At 61.5% G+C, this 23,073-nt stretch carries 21 protein-coding genes; 8 read left to right on the forward strand and 13 right to left on the reverse strand.

What is annotated here, in order from left to right; all coding sequences use genetic code 11:
• The 5 genes from JFX23_RS06325 to JFX23_RS06345 form a co-directional block, all read left to right on the forward strand.
• On the forward strand, positions 1–306 hold a 306-nt coding region (locus tag JFX23_RS06325; protein WP_198776208.1), incomplete at its 5' end, for a hypothetical protein.
• A 128-nt stretch (positions 307–434) separates the two neighbouring features.
• Positions 435–1,199 (forward strand): hypothetical protein, encoded by a 765-nt coding sequence (locus tag JFX23_RS06330; RefSeq protein ID WP_198776209.1) that lies wholly within the window; start codon positions 435–437, stop codon positions 1,197–1,199.
• Positions 1,200–1,211: 12 nt separating this feature from the next.
• Positions 1,212–2,525 (forward strand): hypothetical protein, encoded by a 1,314-nt coding sequence (locus JFX23_RS06335; protein ID WP_198776210.1) that lies wholly within the window; start codon positions 1,212–1,214, stop codon positions 2,523–2,525.
• Positions 2,526–2,919: 394 nt separating this feature from the next.
• Positions 2,920–4,380, forward strand: coding sequence for an NAD(P)/FAD-dependent oxidoreductase (locus tag JFX23_RS06340; protein ID WP_198776211.1), 1,461 nt, complete (start codon positions 2,920–2,922; stop codon positions 4,378–4,380).
• A gap of 25 nt (positions 4,381–4,405) precedes the next feature.
• Positions 4,406–4,588 carry a hypothetical protein gene (locus JFX23_RS06345; RefSeq protein ID WP_005964386.1) on the forward strand — a complete coding sequence of 61 codons (183 nt, stop codon included), beginning with the start codon at positions 4,406–4,408 and terminating at the stop codon, positions 4,586–4,588.
• A gap of 128 nt (positions 4,589–4,716) precedes the next feature.
• On the opposite strand, the gene JFX23_RS06350 is transcribed toward JFX23_RS06345, so the two are convergent.
• Positions 4,717–6,054, reverse strand: coding sequence for a C1 family peptidase (locus tag JFX23_RS06350; RefSeq protein ID WP_005964389.1), 1,338 nt, complete (start codon positions 6,052–6,054; stop codon positions 4,717–4,719).
• A 140-nt stretch (positions 6,055–6,194) separates the two neighbouring features.
• Between JFX23_RS06350 and JFX23_RS06355 the strand changes: the two genes are divergently transcribed.
• Positions 6,195–7,094 carry an aldose-1-epimerase gene (locus JFX23_RS06355; protein ID WP_005964392.1) on the forward strand — a complete coding sequence of 300 codons (900 nt, stop codon included), beginning with the start codon at positions 6,195–6,197 and terminating at the stop codon, positions 7,092–7,094.
• A 148-nt stretch (positions 7,095–7,242) separates the two neighbouring features.
• Here JFX23_RS06355 and JFX23_RS06360 read toward each other — a convergent pair whose 3' ends face one another.
• From JFX23_RS06360 to JFX23_RS06380, 5 genes are all read right to left on the reverse strand, one after another.
• Entirely contained in the window at positions 7,243–8,025 is a 783-nt protein-coding gene (locus JFX23_RS06360) for a 16S rRNA (uracil(1498)-N(3))-methyltransferase (protein ID WP_198776212.1), read from the reverse strand.
• Positions 8,022–9,137: a molecular chaperone DnaJ gene (gene dnaJ / locus JFX23_RS06365; RefSeq protein WP_198776213.1), complete on the reverse strand. Its 1,116-nt coding sequence runs from the start codon at positions 9,135–9,137 to the stop codon at positions 8,022–8,024. Before dnaJ ends, JFX23_RS06360 begins: the two co-directional genes overlap by 4 nt.
• 67 nt (positions 9,138–9,204) lie before the next feature.
• On the reverse strand, positions 9,205–10,224 hold the full coding sequence (gene hrcA / locus JFX23_RS06370; RefSeq protein ID WP_198776214.1) for a heat-inducible transcriptional repressor HrcA: 1,020 nt from the start codon (positions 10,222–10,224) through the stop codon (positions 9,205–9,207).
• 103 nt (positions 10,225–10,327) lie between these two features.
• Positions 10,328–11,242, reverse strand: coding sequence for a DUF3097 family protein (locus tag JFX23_RS06375; protein ID WP_198776215.1), 915 nt, complete (start codon positions 11,240–11,242; stop codon positions 10,328–10,330).
• 113 nt (positions 11,243–11,355) lie between these two features.
• The gene (locus JFX23_RS06380) at positions 11,356–13,323 is read right to left on the reverse strand and encodes an OPT family oligopeptide transporter (RefSeq protein WP_198776216.1); all 1,968 of its coding nucleotides are present in this window, start codon (positions 13,321–13,323) and stop codon (positions 11,356–11,358) included.
• Here JFX23_RS06380 and JFX23_RS06385 point away from each other — a divergent pair.
• Positions 13,256–13,444 (forward strand): hypothetical protein, encoded by a 189-nt coding sequence (locus JFX23_RS06385; RefSeq protein WP_165544467.1) that lies wholly within the window; start codon positions 13,256–13,258, stop codon positions 13,442–13,444. The two genes, JFX23_RS06380 and JFX23_RS06385, sit on opposite strands and share 68 nt — an antisense overlap.
• A gap of 78 nt (positions 13,445–13,522) precedes the next feature.
• On the opposite strand, the gene hemW is transcribed toward JFX23_RS06385, so the two are convergent.
• From hemW to JFX23_RS06405, 4 genes are all read right to left on the reverse strand, one after another.
• Positions 13,523–14,776, reverse strand: a complete 1,254-nt coding sequence (hemW, locus tag JFX23_RS06390; protein WP_198776217.1) for a radical SAM family heme chaperone HemW — start codon at positions 14,774–14,776, stop codon at positions 13,523–13,525.
• Complete coding sequence (gene trmB / locus JFX23_RS06395; RefSeq protein ID WP_198776218.1) at positions 14,773–15,600, reverse strand: tRNA (guanosine(46)-N7)-methyltransferase TrmB; 828 nt, start codon at positions 15,598–15,600, stop codon at positions 14,773–14,775. Before trmB ends, hemW begins: the two co-directional genes overlap by 4 nt.
• Positions 15,597–17,465: a translation elongation factor 4 gene (gene lepA / locus JFX23_RS06400; protein WP_233050648.1), complete on the reverse strand. Its 1,869-nt coding sequence runs from the start codon at positions 17,463–17,465 to the stop codon at positions 15,597–15,599. The genes trmB and lepA overlap by 4 nt, the downstream gene beginning before the upstream one ends.
• A 239-nt stretch (positions 17,466–17,704) precedes the next feature.
• Positions 17,705–18,754, reverse strand: coding sequence for a P-loop NTPase family protein (locus JFX23_RS06405; protein ID WP_040314171.1), 1,050 nt, complete (start codon positions 18,752–18,754; stop codon positions 17,705–17,707).
• A 432-nt stretch (positions 18,755–19,186) separates the two neighbouring features.
• On the opposite strand from JFX23_RS06405, the gene rpsT reads away from it, so the two are divergent.
• On the forward strand, positions 19,187–19,450 hold the full coding sequence (gene rpsT / locus JFX23_RS06410; protein WP_198776220.1) for a 30S ribosomal protein S20: 264 nt from the start codon (positions 19,187–19,189) through the stop codon (positions 19,448–19,450).
• Positions 19,451–19,609: 159 nt separating this feature from the next.
• Here rpsT and holA read toward each other — a convergent pair whose 3' ends face one another.
• Genes holA through JFX23_RS06425 form a run of 3 tightly spaced genes read right to left on the reverse strand, consistent with a single transcriptional unit; the run spans position 19,610 to position 22,990 of the window.
• Positions 19,610–20,587: a DNA polymerase III subunit delta gene (holA, locus tag JFX23_RS06415; protein ID WP_198776221.1), complete on the reverse strand. Its 978-nt coding sequence runs from the start codon at positions 20,585–20,587 to the stop codon at positions 19,610–19,612.
• A gap of 25 nt (positions 20,588–20,612) precedes the next feature.
• Positions 20,613–22,175, reverse strand: a complete 1,563-nt coding sequence (locus tag JFX23_RS06420) for a ComEC/Rec2 family competence protein (protein WP_198776222.1) — start codon at positions 22,173–22,175, stop codon at positions 20,613–20,615.
• Complete coding sequence (locus tag JFX23_RS06425; RefSeq protein ID WP_198776223.1) at positions 22,172–22,990, reverse strand: ComEA family DNA-binding protein; 819 nt, start codon at positions 22,988–22,990, stop codon at positions 22,172–22,174. Before JFX23_RS06425 ends, JFX23_RS06420 begins: the two co-directional genes overlap by 4 nt.
• Between the last annotated feature and the right edge of the window lie 83 nt (positions 22,991–23,073).

Here is a 23,073-nt window from a genome sequence, read left to right on the forward strand (position 1 = left end):
GCTCAGAGCTCCGCCGAGGATACTGATCAAAGCGCTTCGCAGATCGGCAACTGTCGAATCATTCCACTGAGCGGAGTCAGTCCAGACACTCTCGAAGAGTTCTGCGAACTCTTCCCTGAGACAAAAACTCTACCGAACGATGTTCTTCTAGAAGAGCTCACTAAAGAAGTCGAGGACGCCGAGACAATGGGCATAACGCCCGAGGAGTACTTCAGAAATGCCATTGAGGCGGTTCGCATGAACGACGAGGCCATGCGGAGGGCCGTAGAAGAAGCGAGCGGCGAAGCCTCCGTTCAATCACAGTGAATGGACTCCACGATGACCATTCCGCGAACTCCTGAACTCGTACCTTCCCGGATATCTTCGTCGTCTTCTCCGAAGATTCGACAGTATTAAACAAAAGTTCCTCATCCCACTGATTGAGAGGTCCAAGGATGAACCGCACGCTCTTCAAAACAATAGTAGTGCTCACCCTTTCCCTTCTCAGCATTATCGGCACTACTCCGCCAACGAGCGCTAACGATCGGGACTTGGTAGACAAACTTATCGAAGTTTATCCCTCATTGAAAGAAGTGCCCGCAGATGAGATTCTTAGCGATTTTAAGAATCAGGCCGAGGAAGCTGGCCTGCCCCCCGATCAATTCCTAGCACAAATCATTGAAGCAACTCGCCTCAACGACGAGGCAATGCGCCAATCAACCGGCAGACAAGCACCCAGCGATTCAGGCGATACCCGGACACGCGCAGCGTACCCCAACCTTCCGGATTCCTATTACAAGGGCGACATCTATATCAGCCCCTCGACTCATGTTTTCAATCACGGGCATACCGGAATCTACGGCGACACCTACTGGGTCGTCGAGGCAAGCGGTCCCAACACCCTCAGCAATTGGCATTACACGAATGAAATCGCAGGGCCATCCGGCACGAAACTCTTCGAAACAACATTGAGCCAGCACGCTCAGAACCTCGCCGCCGACTACGCCTATACGTCCTTAAGAGGATACCCCTACCCAACAGTTCCGGCGAGCAGGCGAAACCTTCATCCAAACACCCTCACATGCTCTCAGCTCGTCTGGCTCGCCTATCTGCGAACCACCGGAGTCGATCTCGACGGGAGCGAATCCATTCCGGGATTTATCTTTCCCTACGATATCGAAAAATCCCCCTATACGAAACAGAACTGGGAAGTGCAATAGAGGTTGTAAGAAATGACGAGGAACACACGCGCCCTTCTCCCCCTTCTCATCCTGAGTACTCTCGGCCTCGCTAGCGCCTGCACGCCCCTGTTTTCCGCGAGTGATCCGGACGCCCCTCAAAGCTCGTCGGCAGACGGAGCCGAGGCATCGATCACCGCTTCTGAGGAGGATTTCGCCCTCGACGATGCGGTTCTCGCCATCCAGCTCAGCGGCAGGGTCACTCCCCTTTACGGCGAGGGGTCGAAAGGCTACCTCGCCCTCGTGAATGAGAAGGGTGCGGCGCGCGTTCGCGAAACGGGGATCATGGAGTACGCGACTCCGCTGTGGACCGAGGACGGCCTGTACTTCGGCATGCCCGATCACGAAGGGTTCATCGACGACTCGGGCCTCCATCTCCAAGAGCGCCGCCATCAGTACCACGAACTCGATCGCTACCCCCACCCGCACGACGGCGGTTACACGACCTTCTACAACCAAGGGGGAAATGGCACCGACTTCATCCAATATCTCGTCCACGGCGACTCCGAAGGATTCACAGGAGTCGAGGCGCCCGGAGTATTCACCAACTTCGGCTCCTGCGACGGCCGCTTCTTCATGATCGGCGAAACATCGTGGGCACCCTCCCTCAGGGACGAGGCGATTGCACACCTTTCTCCGGACATCGTTGCAGACGAGGGGGCGCACTACCAGTTCCTCGCCGAGCTCCTCCCCTCAGACCCCGATGAACCCGTAAGAGTACTCGCGAGCGCCCCCCTGGACGAGCAGAGCTTCAGCGGCTCGAAGCACATCGCCTGCCGGGAGAATCAGGTCTACTTCCCCGGCTTCCGGCGCCTTGAGGCGCATCCGGCGCCCGAGGAGAGGGACAAGCGGAAGCAGGGCTCTCCCGCGTTCATCGTCTGGAACCTCACCGACGGAACACGCTCCGTCGTACCGTGGGTTGATGAAGCTGGGGTCCCCATCAGCCTGCGAGCCGATGACCTCACGAATCCCGAATTCCTCCAAGACGGCAAGACCGCCTATGTCGTCCTCTTCGACGGCAGAGGATTCGTTGTCGATCTGGACAGCGCCATCGCCCGCCAGGCGTTCACGGCGACGAACACCGGCCCCGACTTCTGGCCACAGAGCTTCCATTTGACGAGGAACTACGCCTACGCCCTCGACTACGGGGAGGATCCCGGTCAGGTTCTGGAACTCGCCCGCTACGACTGGGCGAAAGGACGCAAGGAGAGCCTCCTCACCATCGACTCCCTCGGCCCGCATCGGGAGGAATCCGTCGTTGAAGGAATCGCTGTGAACCCGTCGTGGCTGAGCACGATTGAAGACTGACTCCTTCGATTCTCGCATGTTCGCCGCTGCATCCCGCTTCGTCCCCGCAGCGCGATGGGCTCGCCGCTGATCCGCTCAAGACTCCGGCCTCGCAGGCCGAGACTCAGGCAGCCGGGGCACACTTCCGGAACTGAGCGCAATGCCACTCGGCGGAATGGCGTCCAGTCTGCTCCCGGGGTAAGGCCCTTCCTCGCAATTCAGGATCGAATAAGGCGCAATCGGGACTTACATCGCTGACGTATACCGGCCTGAATGCGCAGATTCATGCGACTCTCGCGGTTCACGAAGGCGAAAATGGGTCATTAGTCCCAACTTCTGCTTTCTGTGGATATACTTGGACCTGCGGCGGTCAGGAAGCCGACGCAGATTCCTAAGAACCGAGGTGCACACAACCATGGCACGTGTCGTTGTACTCGGCGCCGGTGTCGCAGGCCATACAGCCGCCCAACACCTGCGTCGAATGCTCTCCAAGCAGCACGAAGTCGTCGTCATCAGTCCCAACTCCCAATGGAATTGGATCCCTTCGAATATTTGGGTCGGAACGGGCCGAATGGACAAGTCAAAGGTCCTCTTCCCGCTCCGCCCCGTCTACGACAAGAAGGGCATCATCTTCCACCAGGCAAAGGCCTTCGAAATCTACCCGGAGGGCCGGGGCGAAGACGAAACCCCCGTCGTCAAGATCGAATACACCGATCCGAGTAAGGCCGGCACCACCGACTTCATCGCTTACGACTACCTCATCAACGCAACAGGCCCGAAGCTCAACTTCGATGCCACCCCCGGCCTCGGCCCGGACAATGGCGGCAACTCGCTGTCCGTGTGCACCGCCGATCACGCGGATGAGACTCAAAAGGAACTGAAGAAGATTATCGAGGCCGCCAAGGCGGGCAAGCCTCAGCGCCTCGTCATCGGCACCGGCCACGGCACCTGCACCTGTCAGGGCGCCGCCTTCGAATACGCCTTCAATGTCGAGTTCGAACTTCGCGAAGCCGGTGTGCGCGACCTGTGCGAGGTCGTCTACATCACCAACGAATACGAGCTCGGTGACTTCGGCGTCGGAGGAATGCGTTTCAAGCAGAACGGCTTCATGACGACTTCCCAGCTGTGGACCGAATCCCTGTTCCGCGAACGCGGCGTCAAAGCCATTTCCGGTGCTGCCGTCAAGCGAGTCAACAAGGGCAGCCTCGTCTACGAGACCCTCGACGGAAGCGAGCACGAACTCGACTTCGACTTCGCGATGCTCCTCCCACCATTCTCGGGCCATCCCTTCAAGGCTTTCGCCAAGGACGGATCGGATATTACGAGCACGATCTTCGCCCCCTCCGGCTTCATGAAGGTCGATGCCGACTACTCCGGTAAGGCCTACGAAGACTGGGATGCCGAAGACTGGCCCAAGACCTACCAGAACCCCACCTACGACAATCTCTTCGCAGCGGGCATCTCCTTCGCGCCGCCGCACCAGATCTCGAAGCCCCGTTCAACCCCGAACGGCACCCCGGTCGCCCCGGCTCCGCCGCGCACGGGTCAGCCCTCCGGCACCATTGGCCGCACGGTTGCTGAAACCATCGTCGACCACATCAAGGGCAAGAACAAGCCAGCGAAGCGCGCATCGATGACCGAAATGGGCGCCTCATGTGTCGCATCGACCGGTGCGAGTCTTATGAGCGGTTCCGCAGCCGCGATGATCATGTACCCGATCGTGCCCGATGAGAAGAAGTATCCTCTGACAGGACGCCACCCCTATCACACCCGTGGTGAGATCGGCCTCTTCGGTCACTGGATCAAGTTCATGCTCCACTACCTGTTCATTCACAAGGCCAAAGGCCGCATCGGCTGGACCCTGATCCCCGAGTGATCCTGTTTCCCAAAGGAGAAGATCGATGAGTGATAAGCCTTCAGTCGAAGAGCTCGATCCGGAGCAGCAGACACGGATTCAGCGCGCGCCCCTGCCGACGCCCGCAACGCTGCGTCATCGCCGCAATAAGATCTACCAGCTGGGCAAGTTCATTGTCATGAACCTGCGCATCATGGATATCGTCTTGCGCGAAAAGCTCGCGAAGTAGACCGCGACTCGAAGAGGGGGAGGCCCAGGCCTCCCCCTCTTTCCTTATTCGCTCTTCCACCGTCAGGCACTCCCCTGTACTCGCACACGCCCGGAGGCGAAGAACGCACATGAGCGCATCACGAATGATCAGGCGAGAGTCCCCATCGGATCCCACGCCGGCAAGACTAGGGGCTCGGAGGTCACAGCGGGCCTGAGCTCATCTGGCAGCTCACTGATCTTCACGACGACCTCAAAGACGTATTCGCTGAACCAGGCGTCATCCATGGTGAAGAACCCCTTCTCCCCCACGTCCTCGCCCCAGGAATTCTCAACGCGCCAACGGCGCGGGTGCCCGTCCTCGTCGATATCGACTCCGGTGAAGAGCATGGCGTGATTCATCGCGGACTCGCCACTGAGGACGCGCTGCTCCTTCGTTGTCTTCAAGTCGACGCCGAAGAGTCCCGAATAGTCGTGCAGCTCCTCGACGAGCAGACCAAGATCGCGCTCGGACTGCTGGGAAACATCCGCGCCGAACCAGACCGGCTCACCTCGGGCGATCATCCGCGAGGCGATCTTCTTGATCGTCGCCATCTCGGTATTGATGTAGCGGATCTGTCGCCCTCCGATGACATTGCCCAGATGCTCGACCGTGAGCGCCTGCCCTTTGGCGTGTGCGCGACGAGGATCATCCACGAGGCACACGTATTCGCTCAGGTCAACACCGACATAACGATCAAAGAACTCCTTCGGGGTCACGGTCCCGTCACGGTGGAATTCTCCCGCATCATCGCGCCACTCCCAGTCGAAGGAACGCGGAGGCTCCCCCAGGCAGATCACGAGGATGCGCCACACGGCATCGAGGACCGTGGAGATCAAGGCCTCGACCTCTTCTGGCGAGGCGCCGGAGGCGAGGAGCTCGCGCACCTCGAGGGCGCTGCGGCGCAGCAAAACCTGCAGGCGTGTATTCATCCGAGAAGTATTCGAAGAGGACTGTGTCTCAGGCATCGCCTCCTTGGGGACCAGCCCGTGCTTCTGGTAGAGAGAGACCGCCATATCCCACTGGCCGCCGTCACCTAAAACCTCCGATAAGAGGAATTGCACGAGGCGAGAATCCACAGGCTCGGAGGCGCATGCGACCATGTCCCTGAGGAAATAGTTCGCGCGCTCCAATTTGTCGAAGAACAACACATAGTTCTGGGAGAACTCGAAGTCTTTCACCCCAATGCGCTCGCGCGTCGTATCGCGCAAAAGATTGAGTGAAGAGAACAGCCAGCAGCGTCCCGACTTCTTCTGCGAGGTCGCCTTCCACTGATCGAGGCGATGGGACATCACAGTGGGCGTTCCCACTACTTTCGCACGGTCAAGGCAAGCCGCATCAATCCCGGCATTGGTCACCGCATTGCGTGCGATACGGCTCGCCTCATCACCGGTGCTCGCAAAGAGCGCGTCGAGACGAGCAGAGTCTAGTTCATCGATCAGAGCCATTGAGTCAGCACAGTCCTTCCGTACACGAGTACCCTTGTGGGGTTCTCCCCGATGCTACCTGCCGTGCGTGCCAGGCGGTGAGTGGGCCTCGAGCGCCCTAAAATGGGGCGCTGAGAAGTTTTACCGATGAAGGAGTCCCCATGAGCACGCGCAGCGCATCCGGCCGTGAGATCGTTCTTGAATCCGGCGATTATCGGGCCAGGATCGTCACCGTCGGTGCTGGCCTGGCGGGATTGTCGCTCGCGGGCCACGATCTCGTCATTCCCCACAGTGTTGAGGAGATCCCTGCGGGTCATCTGGGCAAAATGCTCCTCCCCTGGCCCAATCGCATCGCGGATTCCACCTATGAGTGGAATGGGGCGCGTTACGAGGTCGATCGCACTGAGCGTTCAACGGGGGCTGCTCTCCACGGCCTCATGTCCTGGGTGGAGTGGGACATCGTTCACGCGGATCAGGACTCTGCGACCCTCGGGGCTTTCCTTGCGCCCCGTAAGGGCTATCCCTGGGCGCTCGAAACCTGGGTCACCTATGCGCTGAACGCGGATTCGGGTCTGAGCGTCAGCGTGCACACGAAGAACATTGGGACTCAGGCCGCCCCTTACGGGGTCTCCTCCCACCCGTATGTGACTCTCAACGGGGCCCCTAATGATTCTTATGAGCTCTCTATTCCTGCCACGAGCATCCTCGAGGTCGACGAGAAGCTCACCCCCGTGGGCAAACGCCCGGTCGCTGAAATGGGACGCGATTTCACTCGGCCGCGCATTCTTGGCGATTTAACCATTGATCATGCCTTCACTGATTTGCCTGAAGGCGAATGGACTGTGACGATCCGCGACCCAGAAAGCGGCATGAGTGTTGCTTTGAGTTCTGATGCGAAGTGGGTGCAGGTTTACACGGCGGAGGTCCTGGATCGCGAGGGCATTGCGGTGGAGCCGATGACCTGCCCGCCGAACGCCTTCAACTCTCATGAGGATCTCATTGTGCTTGAGCCCGGGCACTCGCATACTTTGACCTTCTCAATCAGGGGTTCTTTGTCCTGATCTTCGTATGCTCCTCCTGGTCCCCATTGCTGGGGCTTCTTGTACTGGGGCTTGTTGAACAGCGGGGCTTTCGGGTGGCACCCCTGCATCTGAAAGCAGGCTCCACTCGTGCACCTGGACGCGGGTTTCGAAGCCTCGAAACCCGCGCTCAGAGGCGATTGAGGGCCGCGCTCAGCAAGGTCAGGCACACTGCGCCCGCAGTCGATGAGCGTAAAACATTACGACCAAGGCCGATGAGCTCGGCCCCCGCCTGCTCAAAGGCTGAAGTCTCCTCCGGGCAGATCCCGCCCTCGGGTCCCACGATGATCCAGATCTGGCTGCCAGGCTCGCATTCGGCGAGAGGATGAGCCCGCAAATGCTCGCTCAGCGTCGCGATTGCTTCTTCATGACAGATGAAGGCGCGTCCGCCCTGGCAGATGAGCGTCTCAATACCTTGAAGGAGTCCTCGGCTGTCGACCACGTCCTCGACGAGGGGAACCCAGGCGCGACGAGCCTGCTTGGCTGCGGCACGCACCGTGTTCTCCCACTTCGCCCGCCCCTTCTTCGCCTTCGGTCCCGCCCAACGCACGATCGTACGATCCGATTGCCAAGGGATGACACCGTCAATGCCGATCTCCGTGCAGATCTCAATCGCCTGTTCATCGCGTCCGCCCTTGGCCAGGGCTTGAACGAGGACGAGTCGGACGCGGGGGGCCTCTTCGTACTCGAGGGAGAGGAGACGACAATCGAGTCCCTGTTTATCAGCCGAGACGACTTCGCACAGGGCTCGGGTTCCGCGTCCGTCGACCAGATCAAGACCCTCGCCCTCACGGATCCGACGAACTGTCGCCGCGTGTCGTCCCTCCTCAGCTCCGAGGCGCAACACCTCGCCAGGCTGAGCCTGCGAAAGCTCGCTGACAGGATCGCTGAAGTAGAAGACGGGCCTGGTCACTGTCCGGCGAACTTCTCTTTGAGTTTTTCAAACATCGAGTGATCGCGACGCTGGGGTTCAACCCTTCCTTCTTTGCGCAGCGCCGCGAGTTCTTCGAGGAGTTCACGCGAACGCGCATCCAGTTTCTTCGGGATCTCCACTTCAATGTGAACGTGGAGATTACCGCGTCCGGGACGTTGGAGGCGTCCGACGCCGAGCTCTTTGAGAATGATCTCTTCACCGGGCTGAGTGCCCGCGGGGATCGTCACCGTGCGTTCCCCGTCGAATGTCGACAAAATAAAGTCGGTACCAAGAGCGGCCGTGGTCATCGGGATTGTGGTCCACATGTGCAAGTCATCCCCGCGGCGCACGAACACCTCATCTGTGAGTTCACGAATCTCCAGGTAGAGGTCTCCTTGTGGACCGCCGCCAGGACCGACCTCGGCCTTATTGGGAACCCTGATCCGCGTGCCCTCGGTGACGCCGGCGGGAATGTCGATCGGATAGCTCCGGTGTGAACGAACTCGTCCCTGACCGGCGCATTCCTGGCATGGGGAAGAGATGACCGTGCCATAGCCCCCGCAGGCCCCGCAGGCAGCGCGTGACTGCATCTGGCCGAACATCGTATTGGAGATCCGCGTGACCGTGCCCGAACCGCCGCAGTTCGAGCAGGTGACCGGCTGAGTGCCCTCGGCGCACATCGAACCATGACAGGTCTCGCATTCGATGTAGGTGGCGAAAGAGACTGTCTTTTGAGTGCCGAAAACCGCTTCCTTCAAGGTGATGTCCACGCCGATGAGCTGATCGGCTCCGCGCCTGCGTCGCGGGGCCGGTCCGGAGGAGGCGCCGGAAAAGCCTGAGAACATCGCATCGAAGAAGTCGGAAAAACCACCCGCGCCTTGGAAGGGGGAGGCGCCACCACGAAGTGCATCCGCACCTCCTGCATCGTAGAGACGACGCTTCTCCGGGTCGGAGAGGGCCTCATAGGCGATGGACAGCTCCTTGAAGGCCTCCTCAGATTCCGGTCCCGCATAGTCGGGATGGAGTTGGCGAGCCTTCTTGCGGTACGCCTTTTTAATCTCGTCCTGACTCGCGTCGCGGGTAACACCGAGGATCTCGTAGTAGTCGTTCACCAGGATTCGTTCCTTGCTTGGATCGGGTTGAAGAGGGCGGGGTGTGCCGAATGTGGAGGGGTGGGGCTCATCGGTCGAGGAAACGCGTGAGATAAGCGGCCACGGCCCTTACGGCGGACATCGTGCGAGCGTAGTCCATTCGTGTTGGTCCAACGATGCCGAGGTGAGCGAGTCCATCCCCTGATTGTCCGAAGGAACGATAAGTTCCTGCGACCACGCTCGCCTCAATGAGGGCGTCATGCGGGTTCTCTGTTCCGATCGACACGTGGATGTCATCGTCGGCTCCGAGCTCGGCGAAGAGCCTCATGAGGACGACTTGTTCTTCGAGGGCGTCCAGCAGGGGCGCGATGTCTCGAAAATCAATCGCCCCGCGGGCCAGGTTCGACATTCCGGCGATCGCGATCCTCGATTCGCCCGTCGCCTGGAGCAGGTCCACGAGGGCAGTGCACACGGCCTCTGCGATCATGCGCTGCGCAGGAGGGCACGCTGATAGGGCCTCGTCGATGCGGGGCAGGATCTCCTCGGCGGAGCGTCCCTCCCACAGGGCGTTGAGTTGTTCACGCAGGAGGGTGATCGTCTCTGGTGCGAGCGGAGCGGGGAACTCAAGTATGCGTTCTTCGACGTGTCCGCTCAGGGTGACGACAATGACGAGCAGGCGCGGACCGAGGTCGACGAGTTCACACCTGCGCAGGCGTTCACGGATGAGTGTTGGATATTCGACGACTGCGACCTGACGTGTGACCTGTGCGAGGAGGCGCACGGTCTTCGCGACGACCTCGTCAATATCGCAAGAGTCCGTGAGGAAGGATTCGACCGCGTTACGCTCTGGCCCGCTCATTGGTTTGACGGAGGCCAAAGAGTCGACGAATACGCGGTAGCCCTTATCGGTGGGGACTCTGCCTGCGCTCGTATGCGGCTGGTAGATGAGGCCTGCCTCCTCAAGGAGAGCCATGTCGTTGCGGATCGTCGCAGAAGAGACCCCGATGTCGTGCTGCTGGGCGATGACTTTGGAGCCGACGGGTTCGCGCGTGTGAACGTACTCGGAGACGATCGCACACAGCACGTCGAGCCTGCGATCATCGCTCATGGGCTTCCTCCTTCGCGCTCCCGGGCGGGCATTCTCAAGGCCCTGGCACTCATCACTTCCGAGTGCCAATAATACTCCTGCCCCGCAGCTTCGGCCCCAGGGCTCAGGAAAGACCCGGGGCGGTCACGAAGTCGATGAGCTCCTCAACTCTTCCAAGGAGCGCTGGCTCAAGGTCCTTGTAGTTGCGCACCCTCGATAAGATCCGCTTCCAGCCCATGGCGATATCCGCCTGGTTCTCGTGGGGCCAGCCGAGTGCTTCAAGCGTCCCGTGTTTGATATCGATTCCCCGTTCAATCTGCGGCCAGGCCTCCAAGCCGAGACGAGAGGGTTTCACCGCCTGCCAAATATCCACATAGGGGTGGCCGAGGACGAGAACGCCCTCCCGCCAGCGCCGAGTCACAGCCTCGGCGATTCGTGATTCTTTCGATCCGGGGACCAGATGGTCAACGAGGACGCCAGCACGAACCCGATCATTCGGGCCGAAAACTTCAAGGACCTCTTCGAGCTTGTCGACGCCTTCGAGGAGTTGAACGACAACACCCGCTTCTGCGAGGTCATCACCCCACACATGCTGAACGAGTTCGGCGTCATGACGTCCCTCAACCCAGATCCTGGAGGCCCTGGCGACTCTGGCAGCCGACTTAGGAGCCGCGATCGAACCGGAGTTGGTCAGTGCCCGCCCCCTCGCAGTGGTGAGCCCGGAGGCATTCTTCGCCTGTTCCATTGGTGTGGGACGAGGCGGGAGGGCAATGATGGGGCGCCCCTCGAGCCAGAACCCCGCACCCAAGGGGAAAGAACGAGTCCGCCCCCTGCGGTCTTCGAGTTCGACCAGGTGTACTCCCCCGGATTTTTCCACGCGGACGACCGCGCCCACCCATGAGCTCGCCACGTCCTCGAGCACCATTCCCACTTCGAGGTGCACCCGGGTCGAACGTGGGCGGATCGCATTCGGCCCCTCACGGTGGGGGTCATTGCTCAACACATCAGAGCCGTAGGGGTCGAAGAAGTCGGAAACCACCCAGACACTGTAGCGGCCTTGGCGCCCTCTAGCCCGAAAGCCGAAAGGAAACTCCCGGCTCCCCTGGTGGGGAGCCGGGAGGCGCGAGGACTATACGATGACGACCCCCGCGATCAGTGGGCTTTCGCCTTCGAGCGCATGTCCTTGTACAGGTACGTGGCGGCCGCGACGAAGAGGATCGTGCCGATCCACTGTGCCGGGGTCGCAAAGGATTCGCCGAAGAGCGCGAGCGGCGTGTCCTTGCCGGAGAAGCCGACGATGCCCGCATAGACGACGCCCCAGAGGGACTCGCCGACGATGAGGCCCGTCGCGACGAGAGTGCCCATGCGCTTGGCCTTCTCCGGATCTGCCTGGCGCTCGGCCCATTGGTCGTGCAGGAGGCCCAGGAGTGCGCCGATCGGGATCACAATGGTGATCGCCATTGGCAGGTACATGCCCATGCCGACGGCAAGACCGGGCAGGGAGAGTCTCTTCGTGGCGCGTTTGAGGACCTCATCGATGATGATGACTATCATGCCGATGAGAGCGCCGGTCCCGAGGAGGCCCCAGTTGAGGTCGCCGCCGAAGACGCCCTTGATGAGGTCGGAGATCAGGGACGCCTGAGGGGCGGCGAGAGCGTTCTGCCCCGCACCGGGAGCGCCCTGGAAGCCGAAGGCCCTGTGCATGAGGTTGAGGACCGGCGGGATGATGATCGCACCGAAGCCGACACCGATGATGAGGGCGAGCTGCTGCTTCCAGGGGGTTGCCCCGACGAGCTGCCCGGTCTTGAGATCCTGCAGGTTGTCATTCGAGATCGTCGCAATGCCGAAGACGAGCGCCGCGGTGAAGAGCGTGTACGCCACGAGGACGGAGAGCTCATCGCCGGTGATCGTGCCGTGAACGGCCTTCACCACGAGGGCCGCAGCGATGGCCACGAGGATGCCGACACCGGAGATCGGAGAGTTCGATGCGCCAATCAGACCAGCCATGTATCCACAGACCGAGGCGACTGCGAGGCCTGTGATGAGAATGAAAAGAATCGACACGAGGACGAGCCCGATCCAATGGTGCACGAGTGGAGTGTCCTTGAGGAACAGCCACAGCAGCACTCCGATCGGAAGCATGGACCCGATCGTCACGCCGATGACGACTTTGCCGGACAGATCCTGCTCACTGAGGGGGAGGACCTCTCCGGAAGCGCGCTTCGAGGAGGAGGCGAGAGAGTCGCGGATCCCGCCGATGATCGGGGCGAGGAGCTTGAGGAGCGTCCACACGGCCGCGACGGCGATCGCTCCGGCGCCGATGAGGCGAACCTCGGAACGGAAGATCGTTGAGACGAGTTCAGACGCACTCGCGGGGTCGCCCACCAGGCCCCAGCTGCGCATCGGGAGGAGCACGCCGTAGGAAATGAGCAGGCCGACGATCATGGCGATGCCGACAGCGATGCCAACGAGGTGGCCGACACCCAGGAGAGCGAAGGACAAGGATGCGGAAGCCATGGTGCCGCCGGCGCCGACTGTGAAGACGGTGCCGATCTCAGTGCCCACGGCCTTGGCAGAGCCAAGGATCGCGAATCCCGAGGAGGTGACTGCGCCCTTGATGATCGCAAGGAGACCCCGACGCGACTCCTCCTCACCCTCAGTGGAGTCGCCGACTCGCAGAACTTCGGCTGCGGCGACGCCCTCGGGGTATGGCAGATCGGAGTGGGTGACGAGGGCCCTGCGCAGGGGGATCGAGTACATGACGCCGAGGACTCCGCCCAAGGCGATCACGGCGACGGACTGCCAGTACGGGAAGCCCTGCCACCAGCCGATCATGACGAGACCGGGGAGGACGAAGATGATCGCGGATAGCGTTCCCGCCGCAGAAGCGATGGTCTGGACGATGTTGTTCTCTTGGACGCTGTGGTCCTTGAAGTAGCGGAGAATCGCCATCGAGATGACGGCCGCCGGGATCGAGGTCGCGAAGGTCAGGCCGGCCTTGAGGCCGAGGTAGACATTCGCGGCTGTGAAGATGATGGTGATCATGCCGCCGATGACGATTCCGCGAATCGTCAACTCCCTGATGGAGACTCCGGTCGACTCTGTTTGTGGACAAGACATTGATGGCTCTCTTCTTGTGAACTATCCCGAAAAAGCCTACACCGGCTGGGAAGAACCCTCTTCAAGGGCCGCTGGGGGCAAGCTACGATGCGGCCTCACGACAAGGCCGACGCAGCTCTGAACGGCGCCTATCGGCGAGACGCCCCGTCGGCGAGACGTCCCCTGTCCGCGATGTCGACAGGGCCGTGAGGTGCCGCCTTTAGAACCCCATGAGTCGACGCGTCACTGCGTCCGCGAGGAGCCTTCCGCGAAGGGTGAGGACGATCCGAGAGTCCAGCACCGCCTTCTTCTCGATCAGTCCTTCGGCGCTCAAATCGTCGATGACCTGCGGATTGGGGACATCCGCGATCGCGAGCCCCTCAGCGGTGCGCACGGCGAGCATGACTTTCTCGAGACTGCGCGAATCAGCGTCGAGGATCTCCCCGGCGGCTGCCGGACTCATGCCCGCCGATACTCTGCTCGCATAGGCTCGGGGATGTTTAAGGTTCCACCAGCGGTAGCGGCCCACATGAGAATGGGCTCCAGGACCCAGACCCCACCAGTCACAGTCCCTCCAATAGGCAAGATTGTGCTTCGAGGCGTAACGAAGCTCGCTCGCTACCATGTCGTCCTCACCGCGCTGGGCTCTGGCGAAGTTGGAGATCTCGTACCAGCGGTATCCGGCTTGAGCGAGCATGGCATCCGCAAGCTCGTATTTCGCGGCCTCCTCATCAGAGTCGGGCTCGGGTATGGCGCCGCGGGAAAGCATGCGCCCCATCTTCGTTCCCTCTTCAATGACGAGGGCGTAGGCGCTGATGTGATCGGGCGACAATCCGATCGCCACCTCGACGGAGCATCTCCAATCCTCAAGACTCTCCCCCGGCGCCCCATAAATGAGGTCGAGGGAAACATCAAGGCCCGTATCCTTCGCCGCCTCAACGACGATCGGCACACGCTCGGGATCATGCGTTCGATCGAGGGTCGCTAAAACGGAGGGCACGGCGGATTGCATGCCGAAAGACACTCGCGTCACCCCGGCGGCGCGAAGTTCTTCAAGACCTTGAGCGTCAATCGAATCCGGGTTCGCCTCAACGGTAACCTCCGCGTCTTCAGCGATTCCGAAAGTGGAACGCAGATGGTCGAGGATCCGGGCGAGCTCACTACTTGCCAATAATGTCGGCGTTCCCCCGCCGAGGAACACCGTTGACGCCGCTCGTGGCGCCCATCCGGCATCGGCGAGGATCCGGGTGGCGAGCCGGGCCTCGGCGAGGATCGAGGGCGCGTAGTCACCGGGGGCGGCGCCCGGGCCAAACCCGGTCGTGTAGGTGTTGAAATCGCAGTAGCCGCAACGCACCGAACAGAAGGGGACGTGGACGTACAGGCTCAGGGGCCGACACGAGTCCCTTTCAGCCAGGGCGGCCTCGAGGCTCCCGTCTTCTGGCCAAGCGCTCCCCTCCGGCGAAGCGGGGCTCACTCATCCTCCGAAGAGGCGCCTTCACGTGGAAGCCTCACGGCGACGAGGTCGTGGGCTCTTCGCCCAGCATCAATTCCCCGGGTCTCGAAGTGCGTTTCGACACGACCCGAGAAGCGTGGCGCGAATCCGCCGCGCAAGGGTTCGGGGTCATTCGGGTCGGGGCGTTCGCCCTCGTAGGGATTCTCGAAAAGCTCACACCCTTCGATCACGTCACGCATCTGCCAGGCGTAATCATCCCAGTCGGTCGCCAAACGCCACAGTCCCCCATCTTCGAGGACGCGCGCAACCTCGGGCGCGAAATCAGCGGAGACGAGACGGCGCTTGTGGTGGCGGGCCTTGCGCCAAGGGTCGGGGAAGAAGGTCCATACCTCCTGGGCGATGGCCTCGTCGAAAACGATCGGCAGGGCCAGCTGGGCATCGGCCTCGACGACTCGAATGTTCTCCACCCCCGCTCCGACGGCCTTCGAGATGAGCTTCGCAATGCCGGGGAGCCAGACTTCGAAGGCGAGGTAGTCGCGATCCGGGTGAGTGCGGGCCGCCTCAACGATCTGTTCTCCCGTACCCGAACCGATTTCAATGGTCAGCGGAGATCGGCGGCCGAACAGCTTCTCGGGGTCGAAGTGCACGGAATCGGCGACAGTCGTATAGCCCAGGCCGCGCTCGACCTCAATGACATAGTGCGAAGCGTGCTCATCCCAGGTGCGTTGAAGATTCGCAGGAAGCTCACGGCTGCGGCGGGTGAAGGACTTCGTTCGCGCGAGGAAGACCTCACCTGCCTTCGCCCCACCGGAACGCAAAGAAGCTCGCTCGGACACGCCCTTCACTTCTTCCCGCTCGGAACATCAGAAGTGAGGGCCGCAATGAAGGCCTCCTGAGGGACATCGACACGCCCGATCGACTTCATGCGCTTCTTGCCCTCCTTCTGCTTCTCCAAGAGCTTGCGCTTACGGGAGATGTCGCCGCCGTAGCACTTGGCGAGCATGTCCTTGCGCAGGGCTTTGATGGTTTCTCTGGCGATCACGCGCGCCCCCACCGCAGCCTGAACGGGGATCTCGAACTGCTGCCTGGGGATGAGTTCCTTCAGGCGCTTCGTCATCTTCTGACCGTAGCCGTAGGCCGCGTCCTTGTGGACGATCGCGCTGAAAGCATCGACGCGCTCACCATTCAAGAGGATGTCGACCTTCACAAGATCAGCGACCTGTTCCCCATTCTCCTGGTAGTCCAAGGAAGCGTATCCGCGGGTCCTCGACTTCAACTGGTCGAAGAAGTCGAACACGATCTCCGCCATCGGAATCGAATAATGGAGCTCGACGCGCTCTTCGGACAGGTAGTCCATGCCCTTCATCGTGCCGCGGCGCTCTTGGCACAGTTCCATGACTGTGCCGGTAAAATCCGTTGGAGTGAGGATCGTGGCGTCCACGAGGGGCTCACGCACCTCTGAAATCTTGCCCTCCGGGAAAGCCGAGGGGTTCTCGACGCGGATCTCCTCGCCGTCTTCTGCTTTCACCGTGTACACGACGTTCGGCGCGGTCGCGATCAGGTCGAGGCCGAACTCGCGTCCGAGGCGCTCGCGGATGATCTCCAGGTGCAGCAGTCCGAGGAAGCCGCAGCGGAAGCCGAAGCCCAGGGCCGCAGAGGATTCCGGTTCGAAAGTGAGGGCCGCATCATTGAGCTGGAGGCGTTCGAGGGCGTCACGCAGGTTCGGGAAGTCGGTACCGTCAACCGGGTAAATGCCGGAGAAGACCATCGGTTTGGGGTCTTGGTAGCCTGCGAGGGGTTCTTGCGCTCCGGCGATGTGGGAGGTGATGGTGTCGCCGACCCTGGATTGGCGCACGTCCTTCACACCGGTGATGAGGTATCCGACCTCGCCTGCGGCGATGCCCTCAGCGGGGGTGGGTTCTGGGGAGATGACGCCGATTTCCAGCAGCTCGTGGCTTGCCATCGTCGACATCATCTTGACTCGCTGGCGTGTGGAGAGACGACCGTCGACGACTCGGACGTAGGTGACGACGCCGCGGTAGGTGTCGTAGACGGAGTCGAAGATCATTGCGCGGGTCGGGGCATCCGGGTTTCCCGTGGGGGCGGGCACGACCTCGACGATGCGGTCGAGAAGTTCGCAGACGCCTTCGCCGGTCTTGCCCGAAACTTTGAGGACTTCGTCCTCCTCGCAACCAATGAGGGCAGCGACCTCGGCCGCGTATTTCTCGGGCTGGGCGCCGGGAAGGTCGATCTTGTTGAGGACCGGGATGATCGCCAGGTCGTTCTCCATTGCGAGATACAGGTTCGCGAGGGTTTGCGCCTCGATACCTTGAGCGGCGTCGATGAGGAGGACAGCTCCTTCACAGGCCGCAAGGGAACGGGAGACCTCGTAGGTGAAGTCGACGTGCCCGGGTGTGTCGATCATGTTGAGCGCGTAGGCTTCATCACCGAGCGCCCAAGGCATGCGCACGGCCTGGGATTTGATCGTGATTCCGCGTTCACGCTCAATGTCCATGCGGTCAAGGTATTGGGCGCGCATGTCGCGCTGTTCAACGACCCCGGTGAGTTGGAGCATGCGGTCCGCGAGCGTCGATTTGCCGTGATCGATATGCGCGATGATGCAGAAGTTTCGGATGCGGCTCTGCTCGGTGTGAGCAGGTCGAATCGACTCAACTTGAGTGGGCGTAGGGATCGGCACATCAACCTCCATCGAATTAGCCTCTCCATCGTCCCATCATCCCCGCTACCGGCGCCAACTGCCTTGGGGCGAAGTCGGGCACATCCGGGGCCTTGACGCCCCTCCAGGCCTCGACTCCCCTCCGAGCCCCCGACTCCCCTCCAGGCCTCGACTCCTCTCCAGACACTGGCTTCCCTCCGAGCCCCCGACTCCCATTCGAGTCCCGATTCCTCTCCGGCCTCCGACTCCTGTCTATCTGCGTGCTGCTCCCATCAGGACACTATCCCGTCTTCTTCCCCGCTTCGCCCGGCACCGCGAATGCGCACGCTCTTGCGCACCGCCTCTTCGCCGAGTAGCAAAGCAAAACCCTCCAGATCCAGAGCATCGAACTCCGGGGGTGGATCGGAGATGAAGCGCTCAGCAACTTCTTTCACCATCTCCTCATCCTCGAGGTCGAGGGCTGCCGCTAAAAGGAGGGAGAAGATCTGGACGCTGCGCGGATGGTGGCGCCCCAGAAGGCGCGTACTGAGCTCTCCGAGTTCCTTCCATTCCTCTACCGCCCCTTCCTCGTCCCCAAGGAGGAAACGCAGGCGCGCAATTTCAGTGCGGATCCTCAAGACCCTCGGATCCTCTCCGCCCCATAGGCGCTTCGCCTCTTCGAGCAGGGAATCGAATATCACTTTGGCCTCCCCGTAGTGGCCGGCCAATTCCAGTACTTCGGCGAGGTTGTCGCGAACCGTCATGAGCAGGACGTCATCGGCGGGCAGTATTCTCGCCATGTCGACGATGAGCTCGCGGTAGAGCATGCTCGCACCTTCGAAGTCTCCTGAGGCTTTGAGGGGCATCGCGGAGTTCACCCTCACTGCCCATGCCAGTTCTGAATCCGCTCCGAGCGCGCGGCTCACGTCCTCGAGTAGAGCGGGGAATCGCCGTGCGGCAAGGCGGTCGTAGCCGACCTCGCACATCCAGTAGAGCTCGGAGTTGCGCGCCATCAGCACTGCTTGTGAAGTCTCCCCCAGCGTCCTCGATCCCCATTGAACAGCGCGCGACGCGAATTTCTTGCAGTCCATTGGTCGTTCCAGCTGTGAGCTCCACTCGACGAGGAGGCGATAGAAAGCCATACGAGCGAGGGGCTCCTCGCTTTCCTCAAGCTCGTCGAGAAGAACCCGGCCGAGTTGAAGTGCACCCTCGAGGTCTCCTTTCGAAGCAAGGTCGAGCGCCATTTCAATCCCCGCCTGCTCCGGGCTGATCCGAGGGGCGGAGGTTTCTTCCTGGTCTTGTGTTGTGGCGGCATTCGTGGGCGATCCCGTCTTCATGCTCATGCTCATTCCTCTTCGCCAAGCGCCCAGGGCGCTGTATGTCTGTGCCGTGACTCCACTGTCCGTGGATTCATCTGTCTCGTCGAGGCAGGGAGCTCGAAGCTGTGGATAGGCGAGGCGCCCGGCGCTTCTGTGGATCGGCTACAGCCGCTTTCGCACCTGAGAGCTGTGGCCCCATCACCGGGAACGCGACTCGTCCCCGACGTGAAGACAGGAGAATGTACGAGGCGTGAAGTGAGCGCATTCACGCGCCGCGAGCCTTCAGTGATTAGCATGCGCGTCTGCGACGCTGGTAATCTTGTTAGTCGGACTCCCAGCCCGGTCGGGCAGGGGGTCTGGTCTGAACCGTTTGCGGATGTCCCCACGTCCCGGTCCCGGTTCTGACACAGCCCTCACCGACCCAGCATTTTCAATCTGTCAAGGAGTTTTCCCACCGTGGCAAACATCAAGTCCCAGATCAAGAGGATCCGCACCAACGAGAAGCGCCGCCTGCGCAACCAGTCTGTGAAGTCCGAGCTCAAGACGCTCGTTCGCAAGACCCGCGAGGCCGTCGAGGCCGGCGATAAGGAAGCAGCGGTTGAGTGCCTCAAGGCCGCTTCCCGCAAGCTCGACAAGGCCGTCTCGAAGGGTGTCATCCACAAGAACCAGGCCGCGAACCGCAAGTCCAAGCTTGCTCGACGCGTCTCCAAGCTCGGCTGAATCCAGCCTCTTGTGCTAGGCGGGCCGCCCCGAGCGGGGCGGCCCGCCTGCGTTATCAGCACTCTCCAGCTCTTGCCGTGTAGGGCGGTTCGCGTCCCGGCTCTCGCCTGGGGCACCAGCACCCTACAAGGCCCAGCGTCCTTCAACGCCCAGCGCCACTCAAGGTCTCGAGTGAAGACGGCACAGGGTGATGACGGCCTTTTCAACAGCCCGCTGAGGATCCTTCGACGCGCCCTTCAGCTCCTCATCAGCCAAGGCCAATGTCTTGATCGCCCCGGCGAGGGAAGGGTCGCTCCACCCGCGCAGCTCGCGCCTCGCACGATCAATCTGCCAGGGGGCCATGCCAAGCCTTTTGCCCGTCCCCGATGCCGATACCTTCGCCATAGCGCGAATCTTCATCGCGATGGCCGCGACAATCGGAATCCCCTCGACACCTGTCGCAAAAGCGTGACGCAGCAACGTGAGGGCCCTCGCCGCATCGCCCGCGATCACGGCATCCGCGACATCAAAACCACTCGCTTCAATCCGACCGGCGTGATAGCGGCGTACATCTTCCACTGTCACGTTTCCCTCGACATCTGTGAGGAGCTGATTGACCGCCGCCATCATTGAACGCAAATCAGATCCGAGCGCGTCAACGATCGCCTGCATCGCGTCCGCGTTCATCCTGCGATGAGCGCTGCGGACTTCCTCTTTGATGAGCTCAAGCTTGTCGCGGTCATTCTTGATCTCCTCGGCCGCAATAACGGGGAATCCGGCTTTCGCGATCGCTTCGACGACTTTTTTACCCGCAGCATTGCCGCCCGGGTGGATGGCGATGATCCACACATCGGGCGCCGGAGAGGACACATACTCAAGGAGGTCATCAGCCAGGGCGCCCGACATCTGTTCAAGCTCGGGAATGAGAATGAGGCGCGCTTCGCCGAAGAGCGAAGGGGAAGTGAGGACGTCCAGGTGACCGGCCTGATAGCTCGAGGCCTGCACATCGCTACGCTCCAGATTCGGGTCTTGTTCATAGGCCTGAGCGCGCAGCGTGGCCATAGCCCGGTCGATGAGCAGGCCCTCCTTGCCTTTGATGAGGACCACCGGCGCGAGCTCGACTGGGACGGGAGTCTTCTTCCCTCTAGGTGCCGCCATGAAATCCCTTCCCTCGAATGCGACCTCAAGTGTCGCACGTCCCCCAGGCATTACGCGCCCCTACTCGAAGCGAGCGCAAGATCAGGACACCAACGCCCAAAACCAGTGCGATCAGCACCACCCCGATCAGGTCCTTCGGCTCGCTCCTCGCCCCTGGGAGGGAGGAGAAGACGAGCGCGACCTTCGCGATCCAGGCGGTCGCATAAGAGGCGAGGAGAGCCAGGACCTTTCCGGCCTGGAGCGAAAAAGGAGCGGCAAGCGCAGCGCTCAGGGAGAGGAGAGTCGCTGGCGCGACAGCGGGAGCCGCGGCAATATTCGCCGCGAGGGAATAGACGGGGAGGGCCGGGTCGAGCAGGAGCAGGATCGGAATCGTCATGATCTGACACCAAGCCGACACGCACACGAGTTCAAAGAGTCGATTGAAGAAGCGCCCTACTCGGCCCTCGATTTTCAGGTGTTTCTTGCCCCATCTCCGGCAGGCCGCAGCGGGAACGAGCACTCCAAAGGTCGCGCAAACGGACAAGGCGAAGCCGAAATCTCTGGCCGCCCAGGGGTCGAGGAGCACAATGACGAGGACTGTCAGGCTCAGTGCGGCAAGGCCCTGTCCTCCGCGCGACAGAGCCTGTCCGAGGATTCCCGCTGTGCTTGTCACGGCGGCTCGCATGACCGCCGGAGTTGGGCCGACCACCATGACGAGGAGGACAAGGACCGTGAGCGCGCCGAGGATTCTTGCGCGTCGGCTCCTGGGCAGGAGGAGTGGGACACTTGAGAGAACGATTGCCATGTGCGAGCCCGACACTGCGGTCAAATGACTCAAACTGGACGCACGGAATGCCTCTTCCAGTTTTTCACTCATTGCCCGGTCATTGCCGATCGCCATTCCTGGGACGAGGGCTCGGCCCTGTTCGTCGAGCCCTTCGACAGCCCTTTCGAGGTGGAGACGGAATCGCCTCGTGATGCCCACATAACCACCTGGTCTTTCCAGAAGAACCGGAGTCGTACTCATGCTCCCCGCATAGGGCAGGGCGCCAGGGAAAGTGGGATCGATGAGGCCTCTGACTCTCACGATGTCACCGTAGTAGAGCTCGTGTCCGCCTTGTATTCGGAGCATGAGGCGCACAGGAGGCGAAGGGAGTTCCTCTTTCCCGACGCTGAGGACCGTGATATTCACGTGTTCTTTCCTCGCCCCGAAAGAGCCGTGTGAGATCTTGGGGTCTGCGTCGACGCGGCCATTCAGGGTGATGAGAGCTCCCCTTGTAGCCGCCTCATTCGCCTCGCACGATTGGAGGGAGGCACGGGCGAGTCCACCGACCGCGAGCGCCGCCAAGCCAGCCGCTGCGAGAGCGAGGAGGGCGCTTCTGATGGAACCTGCGGGTGTGAGCTGGTGGCGTCCTCCTACTCGGGGTGTGGAGCACAGGGAATGAGTCGAAGCGGCTGCGACGATGAACAAGCCGAGCATGAGGAGGTTATGAGCCCCTCCCCACGACCTGGACACCGCCCACCAGGTGCACGCCCATGTCGTCAAGGCTGCGGGGAACAGGCGCCAATCCAACATGATCGGGATGGCCTCGTGCTCGGTGGAGCTCATTGGCACACTCCTTCACGCAGGCGCGCCAGCAGGGCCGGTCCGATCCCGGGGACGGCGTCCAAGTCTTCGACCGATTCGAAGGGGCCGGAGGATTCGCGAAAGGAGATGATCCTTTGGGCGAGCTTCGGCCCGATCCCATCGAGGGTTTCGAAAGCCGCGGCATCGGCGGTTCTGATGTCCACGCACGAAGAGGCGGAGGCGCCCTGGGGATGGGCAAAGGCCTGCGTTCCTTCGAGTCCATTCGCCCCCAGATCCCCGATTGTGGGGATGAGGATTTGTTCCCCGTCGTTCACCGGCCGCGCCAAGTTCACGGCGTCGAGGTTCGCCTCGTGCAGGGCTCCTCCGGCGGCGTTGAGGGCGTCAATGACCCGGGAGCCTGCGGGCACTTGCACGACGCCCGGGTCTTTGACCGCCCCGGCGACGTGAACGATGAGAAGAGCGCCGCCCTTGTTGCCGCCACTTGGAAAGGATGATGGGGAGCCGGAAGCTCCTGGGCTTTCCTTCCCATCCTCATCTGGATCTTTCTTCATTCCGGCTCCCCCGTACTCCTCGTCCATGAGGAGGGCTCTCTGCCCGTTTTCTGGCTCTTGCCTTGAGTCGCTCGCCGAATCGATGGCGTGCGCGTTGCCCGGCATTTGTGCGCGCACGATGCCGAAAACTGCGAGCACAAGGAGGAGAAGGACGAGGACAAGGGCAGATAAAGGCGAAGGGAGGAGCCTGATGACACGTTCTGGGCGTTCGCGCGAGGCACTTTCCTTCGCGCTGTAGACCGCGCGGGTCAAGCGTTTCAGCCGTAGCCTCCTCAGAAGGTCCATGCCGTGACGCTAGGGGGTGTTTCCTTCAGCTTCACCTGAAGTCATCTGTCGTTGTGGATCGGGGATTTCGACCTCCTGCGTAT

The organism is Schaalia cardiffensis (assembly GCF_016405145.1).
Taxonomy (GTDB): Bacteria; Actinomycetota; Actinomycetes; order Actinomycetales; family Actinomycetaceae; genus Pauljensenia; species Pauljensenia cardiffensis.

Bases quoted from the DNA above. Each gene is read 5' to 3' on its own strand.
- JFX23_RS06340 (WP_198776211.1), top strand. From the start codon at position 2,920: ATGGCACGTGTCGTTGTACTCGGCGCCGGTGTCGCAGGCCATACAGCC.
- JFX23_RS06420 (WP_198776222.1), bottom strand. From the start codon at position 22,175: ATGAGCTCCACCGAGCACGAGGCCATCCCGATCATGTTGGATTGGCGC.
- JFX23_RS06380 (WP_198776216.1), bottom strand. From the start codon at position 13,323: ATGTCTTGTCCACAAACAGAGTCGACCGGAGTCTCCATCAGGGAGTTG.
- holA (WP_198776221.1), bottom strand. From the start codon at position 20,587: ATGGCGGCACCTAGAGGGAAGAAGACTCCCGTCCCAGTCGAGCTCGCG.
- JFX23_RS06335 (WP_198776210.1), top strand. From the start codon at position 1,212: ATGACGAGGAACACACGCGCCCTTCTCCCCCTTCTCATCCTGAGTACT.
- JFX23_RS06355 (WP_005964392.1), top strand. From the start codon at position 6,195: ATGAGCACGCGCAGCGCATCCGGCCGTGAGATCGTTCTTGAATCCGGC.
- lepA (WP_233050648.1), bottom strand. From the start codon at position 17,465: ATGGAGGTTGATGTGCCGATCCCTACGCCCACTCAAGTTGAGTCGATT.
- hrcA (WP_198776214.1), bottom strand. From the start codon at position 10,224: ATGAGCGATGATCGCAGGCTCGACGTGCTGTGTGCGATCGTCTCCGAG.
- JFX23_RS06425 (WP_198776223.1), bottom strand. From the start codon at position 22,990: ATGGACCTTCTGAGGAGGCTACGGCTGAAACGCTTGACCCGCGCGGTC.
- JFX23_RS06405 (WP_040314171.1), bottom strand. From the start codon at position 18,754: ATGAGCATGAAGACGGGATCGCCCACGAATGCCGCCACAACACAAGAC.
- JFX23_RS06330 (WP_198776209.1), top strand. From the start codon at position 435: ATGAACCGCACGCTCTTCAAAACAATAGTAGTGCTCACCCTTTCCCTT.
- JFX23_RS06385 (WP_165544467.1), top strand. From the start codon at position 13,256: ATGACGATTCCGCGAATCGTCAACTCCCTGATGGAGACTCCGGTCGAC.
- JFX23_RS06350 (WP_005964389.1), bottom strand. From the start codon at position 6,054: ATGGCTCTGATCGATGAACTAGACTCTGCTCGTCTCGACGCGCTCTTT.
- JFX23_RS06345 (WP_005964386.1), top strand. From the start codon at position 4,406: ATGAGTGATAAGCCTTCAGTCGAAGAGCTCGATCCGGAGCAGCAGACA.